Below are 18,910 nucleotides of genomic sequence, written 5' to 3' on the forward strand. Positions count from 1 at the left end.
TAGAGTGTTTTCCGATCCGATGGAATCGGATCGGAAAACACTCTGTCTCTTTCGTCAGACCGATGATTCACGCTTCAGGCTGATAGGGCCTGAAGCGATCATGGTTACTTTAGCGAGACCGATGATTCACGCTTCAGGCTGATAGGGCCTGAAGCGATCATGGTCTCCTTAGTTAGACCGATGATTCACGCTTCAGGCTGGTAGGGCCTGAAGCGATCATGGTCTAGTCATCCTCATTCTTTTTGCGTGTGAGCGGCACGAAACGGACCGGGACGACCGTTGTCCTCGTCGTCGTGCCATCGGCGTTCTTCGTCAGCACCATCAGATCCTGCCAGATCTCTCCGACGGGAATGACGAGTCGCCCGCCGGGCTTCAGTTGCTCGATCAGCGCCGGCGGGATGTGATCGGGCGCCGCCGTCACCACGATCCCGTCGTAAGGTCCATGCTCGGGCCAGCCCCGATACCCGTCACCGACGGTTGCGTGGATGTTCGTATAGCCGAGACGTTCGAATGCGGCGGCAGCGGTTTCGGCCAGGGGGCCCACGATCTCTATCGTGTAGACATCGCGCACGAGCCCCGCGAGCACCGCGGCCTGATAGCCGGACCCGGTGCCGATCTCCAGAACGCGATGCTCCTTCTTCACATCGAGAAGCTCGGTCATCAGCGCGACGACGAACGGCTGAGAAATCGTCTGCCCGTGGCCGAGAGCGAGCGGGCGGTTTCGATACGCAGCCGCTTTCTGTTCGGACGGTACGAATTCGTGGCGCGGAACCTCTGCCATCCGGTCGAGAACGCGCGCGCTCAAGCTCGCGATGCCGGTCTCGCCGGCGACTTCGGATGTCATGGTCTTAATGTCCTCGACCATCCGGCGGCGGTCGGTCAAGGTGGCTGGCTCCGCCCAGGCGGACGACGCGACGGCGACCAGAGCCATCGCGGCCAGCAGCGTTCGCGTCAATCTCTCGGGCTCCACGTCCATGATCTCAATATAGGGATCTACCGCTCGCCGACACCGCCGCCGGTCGGCGTTTCGATGACAATCGCGTCGCCCGGCTCGACGGGGACGGTTGCGGCGCCGCCGAGATCCCGCTCCGACCCATCGCGTTTGCGAAGTGTGTTGCGACCCGTGTCTCCCGGCGCGCCGCCGAGCAGGCCGAAGGGCGCGACCTTGCGGTATCCTGACAGGATCGAGACCCGCATGGCGTCCAGGAAACGTATGACGCGTATCGTGCCGTCGCCGCTTGTCCAACGGCCCCTGCCTCCGGAACCGCGGCGGATCGCGAAACGCTCCAGTACGACGGGATAGCGGCTTTCCAGGATTTCCGGATCGGTGAGGCGCGTGTTCGTCATGTGGACGTGCACGCCCGCTGTGCCGTCGAAGCCGTCGCCGTTTGCATCGAAGCCAGCGGGCGAGCCGGAGCAGATCGTCTCATAATACTGCACGCGGCCGTTGCCGAACGTCAGGTTGTTCATCGTTCCCTGCGCGGAGCCGAGAACGCCGAGCGCTGCGAAGAGCGCGTTGGTGATGACCTGGCTGGTCTCGACGTTTCCGGCCACGACGGCCGCCGGATAGCGCGGGTTCAAGAGCGATCCTTCCGGGATCACGATCTCGATGGGGCGGAGGCAGCCGGCGTTGAGTGGGACGGGCGCGTCGAGCAGCACGCGCACGACGTAGAGCACGGCGGCTCGCGCGACGGGTGCGGGTGCGTTAACGTTCGTGGGTTGCTGAGGCGAGGTGCCGGTGAAGTCGATTTTTGCAGCGCGCCGCTCGCGATCGAGGGTGACCGAGACCTCCACCGCCCAGCCGTCGTCCGTGTCCACGCGGAAGCGCCCGTCGCGGAGGCGGCCGATAAGCCGGCGCACGGCTTCCTCGGCGTTGTCCTGGACGTGGGCCATGTAGGCAGCGACCGTCTCGGCGCCGAACTCTGCCACGAGGCGCTGAAGCTCTGCGTGGCCACGCGCGTTGGCCGCGACCTGCGCCTTGAGATCGGCGACGTTCTGATCGGGATTGCGGGCCGGATACCGCGCGCCGCTCAGAAGCGCGCGCGTTTCGTCTTCCAGGAAGCGGCCATCGCGCACCAGGGGTACGCAATCGATGTAGACGCCTTCCTCTTCGATGGTCTTTGCATCGGGGCTCATGGAGCCGGGTGCGGTGCCGCCGACGTCCGCATGGTGTCCCCGGCTCGCGACGTAGAAGGCAGGCGTCCGCGCACCATCGAAAAAGACCGGCGTGACGACCGTGATGTCCGGCAGATGCGTGCCGCCGGAATAGGGCGCGTTCAGCATATAAACGTCGCCGGGCTTCAACGCGGGCCCGCGCGCGCGGATGACCGTTTCGACCGCGCTCTCCATGCTGCCAAGATGCACCGGAACGTGCGGAGCGTTGGCGATCAAGCTGCCATGCGCATCGAACATGGCGCAGGAGAAATCGAGCCGCTCCTTGATGTTCACCGACATGGCCGTTGCACGCAGCGCTTCGCCCATCTCCTCGGCAATGCCCATGAAGAGATTGGAGAAGACTTCGAGAAGCACGGGGTCGGGCACGGCCGAACGAGTGTCCCGCTGTCCAACTCGGTGCATCTCCCGCCTTGCCGCCTCGCGTGTCAGAATGAGATCGCCGCGTTCCGAGAGCGCCGCCGACCACCCTGTCTCGACAATTGCCGTCTGGTTCGGCTCGATGACGATGGCGGGTCCGGCCACCTTCTGGCCTGGCGCGAGATCGTCGCGACGCCAGACGTCCGCATCGCGCCACACGCCTTGCGAATAGAAGCGGGTGCGTGCGTGCGGCTCGCCCGGCACGCGGCCGACCGAGGGCGGCGGCAACGCGTCGGGTTTGCCACCGCCTTCCGCTTCGACTTCCACCAGTGCGATGACAATGCGTTTCTCCGGCGAGACGAAGCCGAAGCGTTGGCGGTGGGCTGCTTCGAAGGCCGCCTGCATCTCCGCGATTGACGCAAGCGGCACAGGCAGCGCGACCTCCGTCGCCTCATAGCGCAGATGAAGGCGGATAGCGGTCTGGATATCGGACTCCGAAACGCCTTCGCCTTCGAGTTCGGACGCCGTCTCCTTTGCCATCGTCTCCGCGAGGTCGCGGGCCGCGGCCAGGTTCTCGTCGTCAAGATGGCGTTCGAGGGACCGCTCGCGGCTTGCGCGCACGGCGGAAAGACCGATGCCGTAGGCGGACAGCAGGCCGGACAAGGGCGGAACCAGCACCCGGCTCATGCCAAGCGTCTCTGCCATCAGGCAGGCGTGCTGACCGGCAGCCGAGCCGAACGCATTCAGGACGTAGCCCGTCACGTCATAGCCGCGCTCGACAGAGATCTTCTTCACGGCCTTGGCCATGTTCTCGACGGCAATGCGGATGAAGCCGTCGGCGACCTCTTCCGCCGTGCGGCCGTCGCCGATGCGGCGCGCGACATCCGTGAAGGCGGCGCGGACGCGCTCGGGTTCAATCGGTTCGCCGCCGCTCTCGCCAAACACGGCCGGAAGGAATGCCGGGTGGAGCTTCCCCAGCATCACGTTGGCGTCGGTGACGGTGAGGGGGCCGCCGCGGCGGTAGCACATGGGGCCGGGATTGGCGCCCGCGCTTTCGGGGCCGACGCGCATCCGCGCGCCGTCATAATCCAGGATCGAGCCTCCGCCCGCGGCCACGGTATGGACGCGCAGCATGGGGACGCGAAGCCTGACGCCCGCGACCTCCGTCTCGAAGGTGCGCTCGTAATTGCCCGCGAAATGCGACACGTCCGTCGACGTGCCACCCATGTCGAAGCCGATGACGCGGCTGAAGCCCGCCCGCTGTGCCGTCTCGGCCATGCCGACGACGCCGCCTGCGGGGCCGGAGAGAATTGCGTCGCGGCCGTTGAAGTTGGCTTTCGTCTTGAGCCCGCCGGAGGACGCCATGAACATGAGGCGGGTCGCGAGGTCGCCTGTGAAGGCGGTGGCCACACGGTCCGTGTAGCGCCGGAGCACGGGCGAGAGGTAGGCGTCCGCGACCGTCGTATCGCCACGCGGCACGATCTTGATCAGCGGCAGCTCATGGCTCACCGAAACCTGCGTGAACCCCACTTCGCGCGCCACGCGGGCTGCGGCCTCCTCGTGCGTCGGATAAGCGTAGCCGTGCATGAAGACGATGGCGGCGCTTTCGATGCCGTCGCGACGGGCTGCTGCGAGATCATGCTTGAGCCGATCCAGGTCGAGCGGCTTTTCCACGGTGCCGTCTGCGAGCACGCGCTCGGCGGCACCGATCACACGCGCATAGAGCATGTCCGGCTTGACGACGCGGCGTGCAAAGATGTCGGCACGGGCCTGGGTGCCGATTTCGAGTTGGTCGTCAAAGCCGCCGGTTATGACGAGCACGGTCTGTGCGCCTTTGCGCTCCAGCAGCGCGTTGGTCGCGACTGTGGTGCCGATCCTGACGGCTTCTATCGCGTCGGCAGGGATGGGAGCCTCGGAGCCGAGCCCCAGGAAGCGGCGGATACCGGCGATGGCGGCATCTTCGTACTGGCCTGGGGCCTCCGACAGGAGCTTGAGCGCCTCGACCCGTCCCGCAGGCGTGACGGCGACAACATCCGTGAACGTACCGCCCCGGTCGATCCAGAATTGCCAGCGCCCGGGCGACCCCATTCTTCCAACCGCTCCCAAAAGCCGATTTCCCGTGTGGCTATCGGCGCCCTGCCGGTGCGTCAACAGGGGATCATGAAATTTAGTCCACGTGCTTCTAGCGCGGCCAGGAAGCAGGTAGATTTCTTTCCATGTCGTCCGATTGCTTCTCAAACCTGCTCGCGCCGGACCTGCGTCCGAGCGTGCGTGCCCGCCTCGCCGACTGGGTCGCGCGCTGGTGGCCCGCCCTCAGCCGGATTCTGCGGCCCAAACCCGCGCACGAGACCGCCGCGTTCTCCGCCGCGGTGATTGCGCTTGCGGCCAAGATGGCGAAAGCCGATGGCGTCGCCGTCCGGCTCGAATGCGAAACGTTCGAGCGCTTTTTCGAGCCTACGCCCGACGAACTCCCGCGCATCCGGCGCCTCTATAACCTGGCGAGCCAGGATACGGCCGGGTTCGAAGCTTATGCGGCCAGCATCGCGCGGATGCTGGATGGCGAGCCCGACCTCAAAATCAATGTGCTCGAATGCCTCCTGATGATCGCCTGCGCCGACGGCGTTTTGCATCCGGCCGAGGAGGCGTTTCTCAGAACCGTGGGCGAGACGTTCGGCGTGAGCTGCGAGCGGTTCCGGAAAATCCGTGCGCGCTTCGTGAGCGATATGAGCGACCCCTATCACGTGCTTGGCGTCGATCCGGCGGCTTCACAGCAGGAAATCCGCGCGCGCTATCTCGAACTGGTCCGCCGGTTTCACCCCGATCATCTCGTCGCGCGCGGGGCACAGGCCGCACTCATCAAGGCGGCCACCGTCAAACTCGCGGCGATCAACGCGGCTTACGAGTTGGTGGGCGGCAAGCTGCAAGGAGAGCGTGCTTGACGGATCTTATCGCACGCGCCGACAGCGCCCTCGTTTCAGGCCTGCACCCGTCGCCCAATATCGAACCCCGAAAGCCCGGCATGCGGCCGACGATGCTAATCCTGCATTACACGGGGCTGCCGACCGTCGACCGCGCGCTCGACGTTCTCTCGCGGCCCGACTGCAAGGTGTCGTGCCATTACGTCATCGACGAGGACGGGCGCATCATCCAGATGGTCGCCGAAGAGGCCCGCGCATGGCACGCGGGCGTCTCCTACTGGGGGGGCGAAACGGACATCAATTCGGCCTCCATCGGGATCGAGATCCAGAACCCAGGCCACGTGCTCGGCTATAGGGACTTCCCCTCGGCGCAGATGCGGGCGGTGCTGGCGCTTGCCCGAGAGATCATCGGGCGCCACGGGATGGACGCCCGCCACGTGCTCGCGCATTCCGATGTCGCGCCGGGGCGCAAGATCGATCCGGGCGAGAAATTCGGCTGGGCATGGCTTGCCGAGCACGGCGTGGGCCATTGGGTTGCACCAACTCCAATCGACGAGAGCGATCCGGGGCTCACGCTCGGCGCGCGCTGTGCGGACGTTATGCGGGCGCGCGCCTTGCTCGCCGCCTACGGCTACAAAATCGATCCGGAAGGTGCTTTCGACCCCGACATGCAGACCGTCGTCAAAGCCTTCCAACTGCACTTCCGGCAGACCCGGCCGGACGGGCGTCTCGACCGCTCCACGCTCGATACGCTGACCAGGCTCCACGCCGCGGCGAGCCTCAAAGATGACCGGATCGCGTGATTAATGCTTTCAATTGAATTTGAAGCGTAAACGTGCTGGTTTGTGGCTCTCTCTTATCCCTATCAAGATCATCTGTCGCGGCGGGCGGCCCTGGCCTCGCGGCGGCTGTCGTTGCATTTTGGGAGGGGCGCGCCCTAAAACCGGCACACGCGAGACCGGACGGCGCGCGCAGGGAAGCAGAGGAAGTATCCGCATGAAGATCGTCATCGCCCCGGACTCCTTCAAGGAGAACCTGACCTCGCTTGAGGTGGCGAACGAGATCGAGACGGGGTTGCGGCGCGTCTGGCCGGATGCGGTCTACGTCAAAGTGCCCATGGCCGACGGCGGCGAAGGCACCGTGCAGTCGCTTGTCGATGCGACCGGCGGGCGGATTATCAAGTGCGCCGTCACGGGCCCGCTCGGGCAGAAGGTGCTCGCGTCCTACGGTCTCCTGGGCGACGGCGAGACGGCCGTGATCGAGATGGCCGAGGCCTCCGGCCTGCCGCTCGTTCCGCGCTCGGAACGCGATCCGCTTCGCGCGACCACGTTCGGCACCGGCGAACTCGTGGCCGACGCCGTGCATCGCGGCGTCCAGAACATCATCATCGGCCTCGGCGGCTCCGCGACGAACGACGGCGGCGCAGGCTTCGCTCAGGCGCTCGGGGTGCGCTTCCTCGACACGGACGGGTCGCCGATCACGAGCCCGCTCGGTGGCGGACAGCTCGATCAGGTGCATTCCGTCGATACGACTTACATCAATCCAAAGCTCGCTAGCGTTTCGATCAGCGTCGCGTGCGACGTGACGAACCCCTACATCGGAGACAAGGGTGCGTCGGCCGTTTACGGCCCGCAGAAGGGCGCAACGCCCGACATGGTCGCCCAGCTCGATGCGAACCTTGCACGTCTTGCGGACATCATTCAGCGGGACCTCGGCATCGACATTTCGAACGCGCCAGGCGCAGGCGCCGGCGGCGGTCTCGGTGGCGGTTTGCTCGCGTTTACGTCTGCGGAAATGAAGCGCGGCGTCGAACTCGTGATCGAGGCGGTCGACCTGGATCGTCACATGCAGGGCGCGTCCCTCGCGTTCACCGGAGAGGGCCGCGTCGATTTCCAGACCGCATTCGGCAAGACGCCGTCGGGCGTGGCCACTGTCGCGCGCCGGCACGGCGTGCCGGTGATCGCCATCGGCGGCGGACTTGCCGACGACGCGAACGGCGTGTTCGATCACGGCATCGATGCCATCGAGGCGGCGACCTCCAATCCGATGCCGCTCGAAGTCGCGTTGCAGAATGCGCGTCAGTATTTGCAAAATGCGGCCGAGCGCGTCGCGCGCCTCATCGTAATGGGCCAGCGCATGGCCGGAAACACCTCTGAGGCGACATCGAAGCCGCGTCCGACGGAGGCCGCACCCGCGGCCGCCGGCGCGGCTCCTGCGTCCGGATCGCTTAACGGAGCACATTCGGCTGCCCCCTTCGCACAGCCGATTGCGCAGACCAACAAGCCGGTGAAGCGGTTCATGCGTGCAAAGCGCGTGCAGGGGCTCACGCGCGCGGCGGTGGAACTGTCGCGCCGCCGCCAGAAGCTTCATCACCCCAACACCTGATTGGGAGTGCCGCAGTACATTCCGTCCCTTGACGCAGGGGACGGAACATACCTTATTCCCTCTGTCAGCCGGCTGGACGGTCGCTGCCGCCTAACGGCGGTGGAGGAAAGTCCGGGCTCCATGGAGACAGGGTGGCGGCTAACGGCCGCCGGGGGCGACCCCAGGGAAAGTGCCACAGAAAACAAACCGCCAACGCCGGGCCTCGGCCCAGCGCGGCAAGGGTGAAAAGGTGCGGTAAGAGCGCACCGCGCGACTGGTAACAGGAGCGGCATGGCAAACCCCACCCGGAGCAAGACCAAATAGGGGTGGCCGCGTGCGGGGAAACCCGGCACGGAGGCGCGTCTTCACGCCAGTCACCCGGGTTGGTTGCTTGAGGCGTCCAGCGATGGACGTCCCAGATGAATGGCCGTCGCGGAGGGAAACCTCCTGACAGAACCCGGCTTACAGGCCGGCTGACAAATTCCTTCTCCGGTTGCCGCGTGCGGCAGCAAACGGCCCGCTTCCTGCGGCGCGCGGAATCGCCGCGCCGCGCGCGTTTGCCTTGCTCCCCTGCGCGGGCCGAGCGTCCCAAATCCCGCTACGGGCACGGCAATTCCGAAAGTGACGTCCTGCTTCACGCACGGACCGCCAGGTATTTGCATGCGCTCAGCATTTCACAATTCCATCATGGTCAACCTTTGGCCGCATTGGGCGTTGACCCACGTGCCCTCCGCTTCAAAAAGAAGGATGATGAGACATGAGAGTGATGCTGTCTGCCGTTGCCGCCGCCCTGGTCCTCGGCGCTGCCCCCGCGCTTGCCGATCATGAGCGCCGCGAGGAAACGCGCTCGACCGGCCTCTACGACCGCATCTCGGCGCACTACAGCCAATACGGGAAGGATGTCCGCGAGCGCTTCCGCGACGGGCCCTGCACGGTGCGCCGCGAATGGAGCAAGAACGGCGATTACTCCGAGAGCATCCGCTGCCGTCCGCGGCGTTAGTTTTGGCCTGACACAAGCGGCGACAAGCTTCGGATAATGGGCCGGGTGCACGGTGGATGGCCGCGGCACTTGCCGCGGGTCGCCTTGCTCCCGGGCTGCTGCGCAGCCTTTGATTTTGGCCTGACACAAGCGGCGACGAGCTTCGGATAATGGGTCGGGTGCACGGTGGATGGCCGCGGCAGTCCATGCGGAGCATGGCTTCGTCATGACCCGCGGGTCGCGTCCAAGCGAAGCTTGGCTCCGCCAAGACGCTCCCGTGCTGCTGCGCAGCCGTCGGTTTGCGCTCACAGATACTGTTCGATTTCGGACCGAAGGCCGCTTGCTCAGACGGGCGGGCGGCCTTTGCCTGTCAGCAGCCACTTGGGATCGAACCAGCGGTCGGCCGGGCCGTCATAGGGCAGGCGCGTGATGTCCCAGTGCATGATGTAAGGGGCGTACACGTCCCACACCGGCGGCCCGCCGCCGACGAAAACCACCTGATCGGGATAATCGGCCAACACATCCTCCGGCCGCTCGTGCGAGCGGATCGCGCGTAGCGTACGATCCTTCGCCGCGAAGTCCGGTACCGCCGAAATGGTCTTCGGCCCGGCGATCAGGACGTGCCCGCGCGTGATCTCGAAGAAGCGCTCCACGTCGGCGCGAAACTCCGGGCGCGGATCGCCCTCCCATGGAAGCTCGCCATTGAGACCGAGCTGACCGCTCAAACCAATTGCGCAGATGCAGCGCACGTCCGCCATTTCGCTATTCCTCGCCGTTGTCCGCAATTCGTTCGATCATTCACAACGTTGGCGAGAGGTATTCGATCCCCGCTCGTCGCTCAAGCCGCTATCGCGCGAGAAATTTTTCGAGCTCGGCCAGCAAGGCATCCGGCCGCTCGTGCTGGGGCAGATGATGGCATCGGTCCAGGATTTCGAGTGTGGCCGAAGGCAGAGCCGCCGCCAAGCGGCGCCCGGCGCGCAGCGGCACGATCGGATCGTTGCGGCACCACACCACGAGCACCGGCTGGCGAATGGCGCGATACCGCTTGACGATGGCCTTGGCGCCCTCCTCTTTCACGATGGCGCGTGCCGTGGCCAGGAAGGACTGCATCGCATCCGGATCGCGATAGGGGGCGGCGTAGCCTTCGACCATATCATCGCTGACAGCGGCCTCGCCGCCCATCGCCTCGCTCAACAGAATGCGCGCGAGCAACTCGGGCGACAAGGTCGACGCCACCATGTCGGGGAGACCCGGCATTTTCACCAGGTCGAGGTGGCGCGCCGTCGAACGCGGCAATGCGGGGGCTCCGATGACCGCGATGCGACGGATGCGGTCGGTGCCGCGAATACCGCCGGCGAGCGCCGTCCTGAGGGCCACCGTGCCGCCGAAGGAATGACCGACGAGCGTGACGGCGTCGAGATCGCGCGCGAGCAGGAAGGCCGCGACCAAGGCGGCTTGATCGTCGGCGCCGTAAGCTTCGTCGGCGGGTTTGTCGGAGCGACCGAAGCCCTTGAGATCGAGCGCGATCACGCGGTGGCCCTCAGCCAGGCGAGGCGCGATCTCGTGCCATGTAAAGGTGGACTCGCCCAGGCCATGCAGCAGCAGGATCGGCGAACCCTCTCCCCGCTCTTCGTAATAGAGCGTCACGGGCGCATGGCCTGAAACGGCCAGCTCGATCCGATGGCCCGGCGCTTCCGCCGGAGGCGCCGGCAAGCGGGTTGCTGCCGCCATAGCGGGGTCCAGAAGCGCAAACGCAAGACCAATGGCAACCAAGCCAAGGGCGACGTCTTTCCAGCGGCGGCCCCGTGTTCTCACCTCGCTCCCACCTTCGCCATATCCCGGTTCCTCCGCTCCATATCGTGTGCCGCGCAGGCTGGCGATAGCCCCTCCCTTTTTGAACATTCGACAGATAACTCCGCCCACGCGTTGGTGGGGAAAAGCGGCACGTGGGCCCTTGCGAATCCTTAACGATCCATTGACGCCCATAGCGAACCATGTCATCCCATAATAGCCCGACCGCACCGGGCACGGGCCCGTGGTCGTGGCGCTTGTCTTCGAGAGAGGGCCGAAGCCGAGCGACCGCCACGGCCCAGCCCGGAGCGGACGGGTATCGGGACAGCCTCAGGGCTCCCGCGCGATGTGAAACGAAGCGTTCCTTTGTTGTTGTGGCGTTTGAGAGCGAGCTCGAAAAAGGGATGGACCGCTTTGTCTCGACGTTCACAAACAAGATCGACGCCAAAGGGCGCGTCTCCGTGCCAGCACCGTTCCGCGCCGTTCTTGAGCGCGACGGATACAGCCAGGGAAGCCTTGGCGGAATTTACTGCTACCCCGCAATCGACGCTCCGGCTCTCGATGCGGGCGGCGAGAGACTTGCGAAAAAGATCGACGGGCTACTCGCGGGCCTGCCGGACTATTCGGACGAGCGGGACGAACTCTCTGTCGCGCTCTACGGCGACGTCCAGGTTCTCGGCATCGATGGCGACGGGCGTATCGTCCTTCCTGAAAGCCTTCGCCGCCACGCCGGTCTTGAAGATCACGTCACATTTGTCGGGCTTGGCGACAAGTTTCAGATCTGGGCGCCGCGCGCCTTCGAGGAGCGGCGCGAGCGCGCCCGCGAGAAGGCTCACGAGCACAGAAAACTTTTCGGCGCGGGGAGCGGCCACCGCGGGGGCGGTGGTGATGGAGGAGCACGGGACTGACGCCTCGGCGCGCCAGTCTACCGGCGCACCTGGACGTGCGGGTGACCAGTTCCGTGCTCTTCACCTTTTTTCCGGCAAGGCCGGGCTTCACTGAGGCCCGGTGGAACACCAGAACGTTTCAGGCGGCCGCGAGGCCGCCTTTTTAATTTCCGGGCCAAGCTCGAAATGTCGCCCGGCCCCGAATTGGCCTATAAGGCCGTCACCATGACGACGGCATCCTCCGACCCCGAAAACACCGCAGCCCGCCACGTCCCCGTGCTTCTTGCAGAGGTGCTGGAGCAGTTGGGCCCACGAGACGGCGAGACGTATATCGACGGCACGTTCGGCGCCGGAGGCTATACGCGCGCCATTCTCGAAGCCGCGGATTGCCGGGTGATCGCCATCGAGCGCGATCCTTCCGCGTTCGCAGCCGGGCAGGCGCTTGTGCAGGAGTTCGGCGGGCGGCTCACGCTCGTCCCCACGACGTTTTCGAACATGGCCGAGGCCGCGCAGCAGGCCGGATGCGAAGCCGTGGACGGCGTGGTGCTCGACATCGGCGTCTCGTCCATGCAGCTCGACGATGCGGAGCGCGGCTTCTCGTTCCTGCGCGACGGGCCGCTCGACATGCGCATGTCGCAGGAGGGCCTCTCCGCCGCCGACGTGGTCAACACGACGGACGAAGGGGACCTTGCCGATATTCTTTACCAATTGGGCGACGAGCGGCGCTCCCGCGCGATTGCGCGCACCATCGTGAAGGCGCGTTCGGACGCGCCGATCACCACGACGCGCGCGCTCGCGGCCATCGTGGAGCGCGTGCTCGGCCGGCCCCGCCCGGGCGACAAGCACCCCGCGACGCGAACGTTCCAGGCGCTTCGGATTCACGTGAACGACGAGCTTGGCGAGCTTTCAGCGGCGCTGACGGCGGCCGAACGGCTTCTGAAGCCCGGCGGGCGGCTCGCGGTCGTCACGTTCCATTCTCTGGAAGACGCGCTCGTTAAGCGCTTCTTCAACGATCGATCCGGCAAGCAGGCTGGCGGTTCGCGGTATTTGCCGGAGCCGACTGCACCTCGCCGAGACTCAAGTTTCCGAATTGTTAACACTCGGGGCGTTACACCTAACAAAAAGGAAACGGACGCAAATCCACGGGCGCGCTCTGCCCGGCTCCGCGTCGGGCTTCGGACCGAAGCACCGGCGTGGCAGACACGAGCAGACCCGTAACGTCCTTTGTTTTCTGTTGGGGTCAGAACTATGCATCCGCTTACGGTATCGGCAGCGTTTCTCGCCATCTCAAGCGCTTTTCTGCTTTACGGACTTTCCTACGATACCCGCCAGCTCGAAGCCCGCATCGCCACACAGGAGCGCGAAGCCGACCGGGCGCGCGCCGATATCGCCGTGCTGAAGGCGGAACGGGCCCATCTGGCGCGCCCCGACCGCATCTCGCCGTTGGCGCGCAAACAGGGGCTCGAACCGCTCACCGACCGCCAAATCGCCGACTTCGCCGCTGAAGCCGACATTCAAACGGGCGCCATCGCCCGATAGGGCCGTTGTGGGGGCGGACATGAAGCGCGTGTCGAGGGGTAGCCGGCAAACGCGGAGGCGGGATCTTCCTCAGATGACGGCGGATGCTCGCGTCTCGGCAACCGCAGGAATGAGGACGCGTCTCGTGATCCTTGCGGTGATGATGACGTTCGCCAGCATCACCTTCCAGCTCGCACGCCTTGCCGCGAGCGGCACCGGCGACATGGTCGCGACGCTCACCGAGCAGACGCCGCGCAGCCTCGCGCGGCCGGACATTGTCGATCGCGGCGGGCGGCTGCTCGCAACCGACGTCGAGATGCCGTCGCTCTATGCCGACCCTTCGCTGGTGCGCGGCATCGACAATCTCACCGAGCGGCTCCAGACCGTGCTTCCCGATCTCGACAGGGCCGAACTCCGGCGCACTCTTTCCGACCGCAACCGCCGCTTTGCCTGGATCCGGCGCGGACTTTCTCCGAGGCTCGCTCAAGAGGTGCACGACCTCGGCTTGCCGAGCCTCGCCTTCCGCACCGAGTTGCGCCGGGCGTATCCGCTCGAACGGCTCGGCGGTCACGTGCTCGGCGCGGTGAACGTCGACAATCGCGGCGCGGCGGGCGTGGAACGCTTCATCGACGAGGGCCTCGGCGCCGATCCTCAGACCGGCCGCCCGTTCAATGCCGGCCTGCCGGTGCGCCTCACCATCGACCTCGGCGTGCAGCACGCACTGGAAGAAGAACTCAAATCCGCGATGTCCCGCTACGAGGCGAAAGGCGCGGCGGGGCTTGTGATGGATGTGCGCACGGGCGAGATGGTGGCGTCCTCGTCGCTGCCGGGGCTGCATCCGTCGAGCCCGGCGGAACTCATGGATCCCGAGCGGCGCGACAAGATCCAGGGCGGCACGTACGAACTCGGCTCGATCTTCAAGATCGTCACCGTCGCGATGGGTCTCGAAGGCGGGAAGACCAAACTCGATACCGTGTTCGACGTGACGAAGCCGCTGACCGCGAGCCGCTTCACGATCCGGGATGCACACCCGGCCGGGCGTCCGCTCACCACATCGGAGATCCTGATCCGCTCATCGAACGTCGGCTCGGGGCTGATCGCGCTGCAAGAAGGGCCCGAGAAACAACAGGCGTTTCTCGACAAGCTCGGCCTCACGGCTACGATCCGGACGGAAGTGGGGCCGGTGGCACCGCCGCAGCTCCCGCCCAAACTCGGACGCGTGGAGCAGATCACCGTGTCCTACGGACACGGGCTTGCCGTGGCACCGATCCAGTTCGCGGCCGCCGTGGCGAGCCTCATCAACGGCGGGACCGCTGTCACACCGACGTTCATTAGCGGGCGCACCAGCGGCACGGACCGGGCGCGCGTCGTGAAGCCGGAGACGAGCCGCGATCTCAACCTCCTGCTCCGGCGGACGGTGAGCGAGCCCAACGGCACCGGGCGGCGCGCGGAAGTTCCGGGCTACCGGGTTGGCGGCAAGACCGGCACGGCCGAACTGCCCGGCCGCGGCGGCTATCAGAAGAAGGCCGTGATCTCGTCGTTCCTCGGCGCATTCCCGATGGACGACCCGCAATATCTGACGCTGATCCTGCTGTTCGAGCCTTCAGGCACGGAGGAAACGGGCGGAGAAATCCTGGCGGGACGCAACGCAGCCCCCACGGCGGGCCGTCTGATTTCCCGTATCGCGCCGCTGCTCGGCGTTAAACCGGAGCGCGATGTCGCCCTGCTTCGGAACTGACGTCCCTTAACCCTATGCCAACGGTCGTCGCCGATACTTTGCGTATCAGTTTCTCAGCCGCGACCTTGCCCCGTGTTGCTGACGCTACCCTGCAGCATCGGTGCCGTATACTCATGGACGATATCGAGATCGTATCGGGCTCTTCGGCCATTTCACAGCTTGCCCCTCTCTGGGACGAGGCGAGTGTGCATGGCGGCATCGGTGCGTTCGAGCGGTTCGACCTCGTTCGCGATGCGGCGCGGGCTGCGGCCGACCTCGGCTCCGAGCCCATGGTCGTCGTGTTCCGGCGCGACGGAAACGTCGCCTCGCTGCTCGCATTGCGTACCGAGCGTGTCCTGGGAGCGCGTGTCGCCATCGCGCTCGTCCACCCGCTCGCGCAATATGCAGATACCGCGGGCGCGACGCTCACGCCGGAAGAATTCGAGCGTGCAACCCAGCTTCTCGCCCAGCGCGGGGTCAACATGCTGCTTCTGCGCAAAGTGCGCGAGGACAGCGGACTCCACGCGGCGCTCTCAGCCAAAGGGCTGTCGCAAGGCGCATCCGAGACCGCGCTCTTCATCGATCTCGCCGCGTTCGGTACGCTCGACGCATACGAAGCCTCCTTTTCCAGCACAACGCGACGCAATCGCCGCCAGCGCCGGCAGAAGCTCGAAGGCCTCGCCGGGCCGCTCTCGTTCGCGGTGCTGCGCGGAGAGGAAGCGCTCCCGGCTTTCGACAAAGCACTCGACTGGAAACGCGCGTGGCTGGCGGATCGGGGCATCGCGAGCCCGGTGTTCGATAGCGGTGCCTGGGAAGGGCTTCTGCGCAGCATGGTGCTCTCCGGCGAAGGCATCCTCTCGGCGCTTCATGCGGGAGACCGGCTCGTCGCCGTCGAACTCGGCTTTGCGGATGAGGCGACCTACATCGCCTATCTCGGGGCGTTCGATCCGGAGTTCAGCTCGGCAAGTCCGGGGCAGGAGCAAATGCTGCGCACCATCGCGTGGTGCTTCGAGCAAGGCTTTTCGCGCTACGACCTGCTCGCACCCGCCGACGACTACAAACGCCAGTGGACGCGCAAGGAGACGGGCGTCGCCATCGACGATTACGCCGTCGCGCTGACCGTGCTGGGACGCGGCGTCGCCGAAGTGCGCCGCCGCGTACGTCCGCTCGCGCGCTCGCTTTACTTGCGGCTCTCGCCGGAAGTGCGCCTTGCAGGCGAGCGCTACGGTAAGCCCGCCGCAGCCGTGGCGGCGGCTGCCGCTCTTTGCGCCGGCGCCGTGCTCGAAGCGATGAGCTGACGGCTCCGCCGCTCCCTCACCGATCCAACGCGTTTAGAACCACCGGCGGCACAGGCCGCCGATGGTTCCTCCCCGCATTTGCGCTTCGGCGCCATCGGGCAGCGCCTCAGCGCTCACGGTGCTATTTCAACCGAGCGGCGCTTACCCGCTTGTGGCGCAAGCCCGATTGCCGCCGTCATTAATCTCTAGGAAGACGATGGGGCGCATTCAACGTCTAAGACCGTCTATCGGAGGCCCGTGCGCATGAGCGAGGAGTTATGAGCGAGGACTGGCGCACGTTCGTGCGGCGCTATCGGCTTCGCCACGGTTTGAGCCAAGTGCACATGGCCGAGCTTCTGGGGGTCGCGCAGCGGACCGTTTCGCGTTGGGAGCGCGGCGACGACAAACCGAGCGTCGCCCAGCAAAAGCGCCTGCGCGATCTCGGGTGGGAACCGGAAGGCTCGCTCGTCCGCTCGCTCTATGCGTCGATCACCCATTGCCCGGCGGCACGCGCGCTGACGCGCACGTCGAACCTCGAACTGCATCGCCTCTCGGGCCCTGCCCTCGTCAAGCGCCCCTCCATGGCCAACTGGGTGGGGCACAAGCTGGCACCGATTGCGTGCGGCGTGCTGGCGGACATCATGGAAGACCGGCCGTTGCAGCAGGCCATTGCGAACGGTGAGATCCAAAGCCTCGTCACGACGACACGGAGCGTGCTCAAAACCGAGGAGCACGACCAGATCGGGCTCTACCGCACCACGATCACCTACTTCTTTCACGAGGGAACGCTCTATAGCGACGCCATCGGCGTTCCGGTCGATGCGGATGCGGAGTGCGGGTATCGTGCGGTGTCGATGGACGAAGCGGTCGGCCCGATCTGAGAGCGGATCCTACGCGCGGCTCGCGAGTGCGTCGCGGCCAAGGGCGGCGAGTGCGGTGGTCACGATCCCCTGTGCCGAGAGACCCGCTTGCTCGTACATGCGCGCGGGAGAATCGTGATCGATGAACTCGTCCGGTAGCACCATGGTGCGCACCTTGAGGCCCCGGTCGAGCGCGCCCGACGTCGCCAACTCCTGCAGAACATGGCTGCCGAAACCACCGACCGCGCCTTCCTCGATGGTGATGAGCACCTCGTGCTCCTTGGCGAGACGTGCGATCAGCTCGCGGTCGAGCGGCTTCATGAAGCGCGCGTCGGCAACGGTGGTGGAGAGCCCCATGGCGCCGAGCTGATCGGCTGCCTTCAGCGCTTCGCCGAGGCGGGCGCCAAGTGACAGGATGGCGACAGCCGTGCCCTCGCGGAGGATGCGGCCCTTCCCGAGCTTCAGCGGCACACCTTCCTCGGGACGCTCTACGCCAAGCCCTTCGCCGCGCGGATAACGGAAGGCGCAGGGGAGATCGTCGAGGGCGGCGGCGGTGGCCACCATATGGACCAGTTCCGCCTCATCCGCGGCGGCCATGATGACGAAGTCCGGCAGGCAGCCGAGATAGGCGAGATCGAACGAGCCCGCGTGCGTCGGCCCATCCGCACCGACGAGACCGGCGCGGTCGATCGCGAAACGGACGGGCAGTCGCTGGATGGCAACGTCGTGCACGACCTGATCGTAAGCGCGCTGCAGAAACGTGGAGTAAATGGCGCAGAAGGGCTTCAGGCCTTCCGCGGCGAGACCGGCCGCAAACGTCACCGCGTGCTGCTCGGCGATGCCCACGTCGAACGTGCGGTCGGGGAACTCGCGGCCGAAGAGGTCGAGGCCGGTTCCGTCCGGCATCGCGGCCGTGATGGCGACGACGCGCTTGTCCTTCTTCGCTTCGGCGATCAGGCTGTCGGCGAACACGCGCGTGTAGGTCGGCGCGTTCTGCTTCGGCTTCACCTGCGCGCCAGTGACGACGTTGAATTTAGCGACGCCGTGATACTTGTCGTCGGACGCTTCGGCCGGCGCGTAGCCCTTGCCCTTCTTGGTAACGACGTGCACGAGGATCGGGCCCTGCGTCGCGTCCTTCACATTCTTCAGGACCGGCAGGAGCTGATCGAGATCGTGGCCGTCGATGGGGCCCACGTAATAGAAACCAAGCTCCTCGAACCACATGCCGCCCTGCCAGAGGTGGCGCGTGTATTCCTCCATACGCGCGGCACGCCGCTCCCAGCTCTTGGGCAGGCGCTTGGCGAGCTGCTTGGCGAAATCGCGGATCTGGAGATAGGTGTCGCTCGACGTCACGCGTGCGAGATAGGACGAGAAGGCGCCGGTCGGCGGCGCGATCGACATGTCGTTGTCATTGAGGATCACGATCAGGCGCTCGTCGCGCGCGCCCGCGTTGTTCATGGCTTCGTAGGCCATGCCCGCACTCATCGCGCCATCGCCGATCACACAGATGACGTTGTTCGCCTCGCCCTTGAGATCGCGCGCGACCGCCATGCCGAGACCGGCGGAGATCGACGTCGACGAGTGGGCCGCGCCGAACGGGTCGTATTCGCTCTCGGCGCGCTTGGTGAAGCCGGACAGTCCACCGCCCTGGCGCAGCGTGCGGATACGGTCGCGGCGGCCGGTCAGAATTTTGTGAGGATAGGACTGGTGGCCAACGTCCCAGATCAGGCGGTCGCGCGGCGTGTCGAACACCCAGTGCAGTGCGACCGTCAGCTCCACGACGCCGAGCCCGGCGCCCAGATGGCCGCCCGTGACGGACACGGCCTCGATGGTCTCGTGGCGCAGCTCATCGGCGATCTGGCGGAGATCGGACTCGGGGTGCGCGCGGAGGTCCGCCGATGTGCGGATACGGTCGAGGAGCGGGGTCTTGCTCACGGTGAGGTCTTCATCCTTCGATCTTGGCACCCAGACTCTTTAATGAGGCCGATGATCACGCTTCGGACGGATAGGGTCCGAAGCGATCATGGCCTAGGTCCTGGCGCCATGCCGCAGGCGGGAAACGGTCTC

General features: G+C 65.9%; 15 protein-coding genes and 1 other RNA gene. 11 read left to right on the top strand and 5 right to left on the bottom strand.

The features are described 5' to 3' along the window. Positions 1-223: 223 nt before the first annotated feature. Positions 224-955, bottom strand: a complete 732-nt coding sequence (locus tag W911_RS16125) for a protein-L-isoaspartate(D-aspartate) O-methyltransferase (protein ID WP_244438547.1) — start codon at positions 953-955, stop codon at positions 224-226. A gap of 38 nt (positions 956-993) precedes the next feature. Then, entirely contained in the window at positions 994-4,620 is a 3,627-nt protein-coding gene (locus tag W911_RS16130; RefSeq protein WP_041316697.1) for a hydantoinase B/oxoprolinase family protein, read from the bottom strand. 128 nt (positions 4,621-4,748) lie between these two features. Here W911_RS16130 and W911_RS16135 point away from each other — a divergent pair, with 128 nt between their 5' ends. The 5 genes from W911_RS16135 to W911_RS16150 all read left to right on the top strand — a co-directional run bounded on the left by W911_RS16135 (position 4,749) and on the right by W911_RS16150 (position 8,814). Then, positions 4,749-5,471 carry a TerB family tellurite resistance protein gene (locus W911_RS16135; protein WP_051388572.1) on the top strand — a complete coding sequence of 241 codons (723 nt, stop codon included), beginning with the start codon at positions 4,749-4,751 and terminating at the stop codon, positions 5,469-5,471. Beyond that, positions 5,468-6,253 carry an N-acetylmuramoyl-L-alanine amidase gene (locus W911_RS16140; protein ID WP_041316699.1) on the top strand — a complete coding sequence of 262 codons (786 nt, stop codon included), beginning with the start codon at positions 5,468-5,470 and terminating at the stop codon, positions 6,251-6,253. Before W911_RS16135 ends, W911_RS16140 begins: the two co-directional genes overlap by 4 nt. Before the next feature lie 193 nt (positions 6,254-6,446). Next, positions 6,447-7,835, top strand: a complete 1,389-nt coding sequence (locus W911_RS16145) for a glycerate kinase (RefSeq protein WP_023788611.1) — start codon at positions 6,447-6,449, stop codon at positions 7,833-7,835. Positions 7,836-7,899: 64 nt separating this feature from the next. Further along, positions 7,900-8,295, top strand: an RNA gene (gene rnpB / locus W911_RS17610) — RNase P RNA component class A. Positions 8,296-8,571: 276 nt separating this feature from the next. Continuing rightward, positions 8,572-8,814, top strand: coding sequence for a hypothetical protein (locus W911_RS16150; RefSeq protein WP_144083631.1), 243 nt, complete (start codon positions 8,572-8,574; stop codon positions 8,812-8,814). 323 nt (positions 8,815-9,137) lie between these two features. Here the strand turns inward: W911_RS16150 and W911_RS16155 are convergent, their stop codons facing one another. Both W911_RS16155 and W911_RS16160 read right to left on the bottom strand, forming a co-directional pair. Then, complete coding sequence (locus tag W911_RS16155) at positions 9,138-9,551, bottom strand: dihydrofolate reductase (protein WP_023788613.1); 414 nt, start codon at positions 9,549-9,551, stop codon at positions 9,138-9,140. A gap of 88 nt (positions 9,552-9,639) precedes the next feature. Continuing rightward, positions 9,640-10,695 (bottom strand): alpha/beta fold hydrolase, encoded by a 1,056-nt coding sequence (locus W911_RS16160; RefSeq protein WP_158412878.1) that lies wholly within the window; start codon positions 10,693-10,695, stop codon positions 9,640-9,642. Positions 10,696-10,988: 293 nt separating this feature from the next. Between W911_RS16160 and W911_RS16165 the strand changes: the two genes are divergently transcribed. The 6 genes from W911_RS16165 (at position 10,989) to W911_RS16190 (ending at position 16,864) form a co-directional block, all read left to right on the top strand. After that, the gene (locus tag W911_RS16165) at positions 10,989-11,492 is read left to right on the top strand and encodes a division/cell wall cluster transcriptional repressor MraZ (RefSeq protein WP_023788615.1); all 504 of its coding nucleotides are present in this window, start codon (positions 10,989-10,991) and stop codon (positions 11,490-11,492) included. Between the two features lie 165 nt (positions 11,493-11,657). Continuing rightward, positions 11,658-12,689 (top strand): 16S rRNA (cytosine(1402)-N(4))-methyltransferase RsmH, encoded by a 1,032-nt coding sequence (gene rsmH, locus W911_RS16170; RefSeq protein WP_023788616.1) that lies wholly within the window; start codon positions 11,658-11,660, stop codon positions 12,687-12,689. A gap of 30 nt (positions 12,690-12,719) precedes the next feature. Then, positions 12,720-13,010, top strand: a complete 291-nt coding sequence (ftsL, locus tag W911_RS16175) for a cell division protein FtsL (RefSeq protein ID WP_023788617.1) — start codon at positions 12,720-12,722, stop codon at positions 13,008-13,010. A 109-nt stretch (positions 13,011-13,119) separates the two neighbouring features. Continuing rightward, positions 13,120-14,727: a peptidoglycan D,D-transpeptidase FtsI family protein gene (locus tag W911_RS16180; RefSeq protein WP_244438548.1), complete on the top strand. Its 1,608-nt coding sequence runs from the start codon at positions 13,120-13,122 to the stop codon at positions 14,725-14,727. Positions 14,728-14,840: 113 nt separating this feature from the next. Then, positions 14,841-16,004 carry a GNAT family N-acetyltransferase gene (locus tag W911_RS16185; protein ID WP_023788619.1) on the top strand — a complete coding sequence of 388 codons (1,164 nt, stop codon included), beginning with the start codon at positions 14,841-14,843 and terminating at the stop codon, positions 16,002-16,004. Between the two features lie 257 nt (positions 16,005-16,261). Continuing rightward, a complete protein-coding gene (locus W911_RS16190; protein ID WP_023788620.1) occupies positions 16,262-16,864 on the top strand; it encodes a helix-turn-helix transcriptional regulator in 603 nt (200 codons plus the stop codon). Between the two features lie 9 nt (positions 16,865-16,873). Here W911_RS16190 and dxs read toward each other — a convergent pair whose 3' ends face one another. Continuing rightward, positions 16,874-18,778, bottom strand: coding sequence for a 1-deoxy-D-xylulose-5-phosphate synthase (gene dxs, locus W911_RS16195; RefSeq protein WP_023788621.1), 1,905 nt, complete (start codon positions 18,776-18,778; stop codon positions 16,874-16,876). Positions 18,779-18,910 lie beyond the last annotated feature (132 nt).

The sequence above is a fragment of the Hyphomicrobium nitrativorans NL23 genome, assembly GCF_000503895.1.
Classification (GTDB): Bacteria; Pseudomonadota; Alphaproteobacteria; order Rhizobiales; family Hyphomicrobiaceae; genus Hyphomicrobium_C; species Hyphomicrobium_C nitrativorans.

Coding starts and splice junctions, on each gene's coding strand:
- W911_RS16155 (WP_023788613.1), bottom strand. CDS start 9,551: ATGGCGGACGTGCGCTGCATCTGCGCAATTGGTTTGAGCGGTCAGCTC.
- W911_RS16145 (WP_023788611.1), top strand. CDS start 6,447: ATGAAGATCGTCATCGCCCCGGACTCCTTCAAGGAGAACCTGACCTCG.
- W911_RS16180 (WP_244438548.1), top strand. CDS start 13,120: ATGAGGACGCGTCTCGTGATCCTTGCGGTGATGATGACGTTCGCCAGC.
- W911_RS16190 (WP_023788620.1), top strand. CDS start 16,262: ATGAGCGAGGACTGGCGCACGTTCGTGCGGCGCTATCGGCTTCGCCAC.
- W911_RS16185 (WP_023788619.1), top strand. CDS start 14,841: ATGGACGATATCGAGATCGTATCGGGCTCTTCGGCCATTTCACAGCTT.
- ftsL (WP_023788617.1), top strand. CDS start 12,720: ATGCATCCGCTTACGGTATCGGCAGCGTTTCTCGCCATCTCAAGCGCT.
- W911_RS16150 (WP_144083631.1), top strand. CDS start 8,572: ATGAGAGTGATGCTGTCTGCCGTTGCCGCCGCCCTGGTCCTCGGCGCT.
- rsmH (WP_023788616.1), top strand. CDS start 11,658: ATGTCGCCCGGCCCCGAATTGGCCTATAAGGCCGTCACCATGACGACG.
- W911_RS16160 (WP_158412878.1), bottom strand. CDS start 10,695: ATGTTCAAAAAGGGAGGGGCTATCGCCAGCCTGCGCGGCACACGATAT.
- W911_RS16135 (WP_051388572.1), top strand. CDS start 4,749: ATGTCGTCCGATTGCTTCTCAAACCTGCTCGCGCCGGACCTGCGTCCG.
- W911_RS16130 (WP_041316697.1), bottom strand. CDS start 4,620: ATGGGGTCGCCCGGGCGCTGGCAATTCTGGATCGACCGGGGCGGTACG.
- W911_RS16165 (WP_023788615.1), top strand. CDS start 10,989: ATGGACCGCTTTGTCTCGACGTTCACAAACAAGATCGACGCCAAAGGG.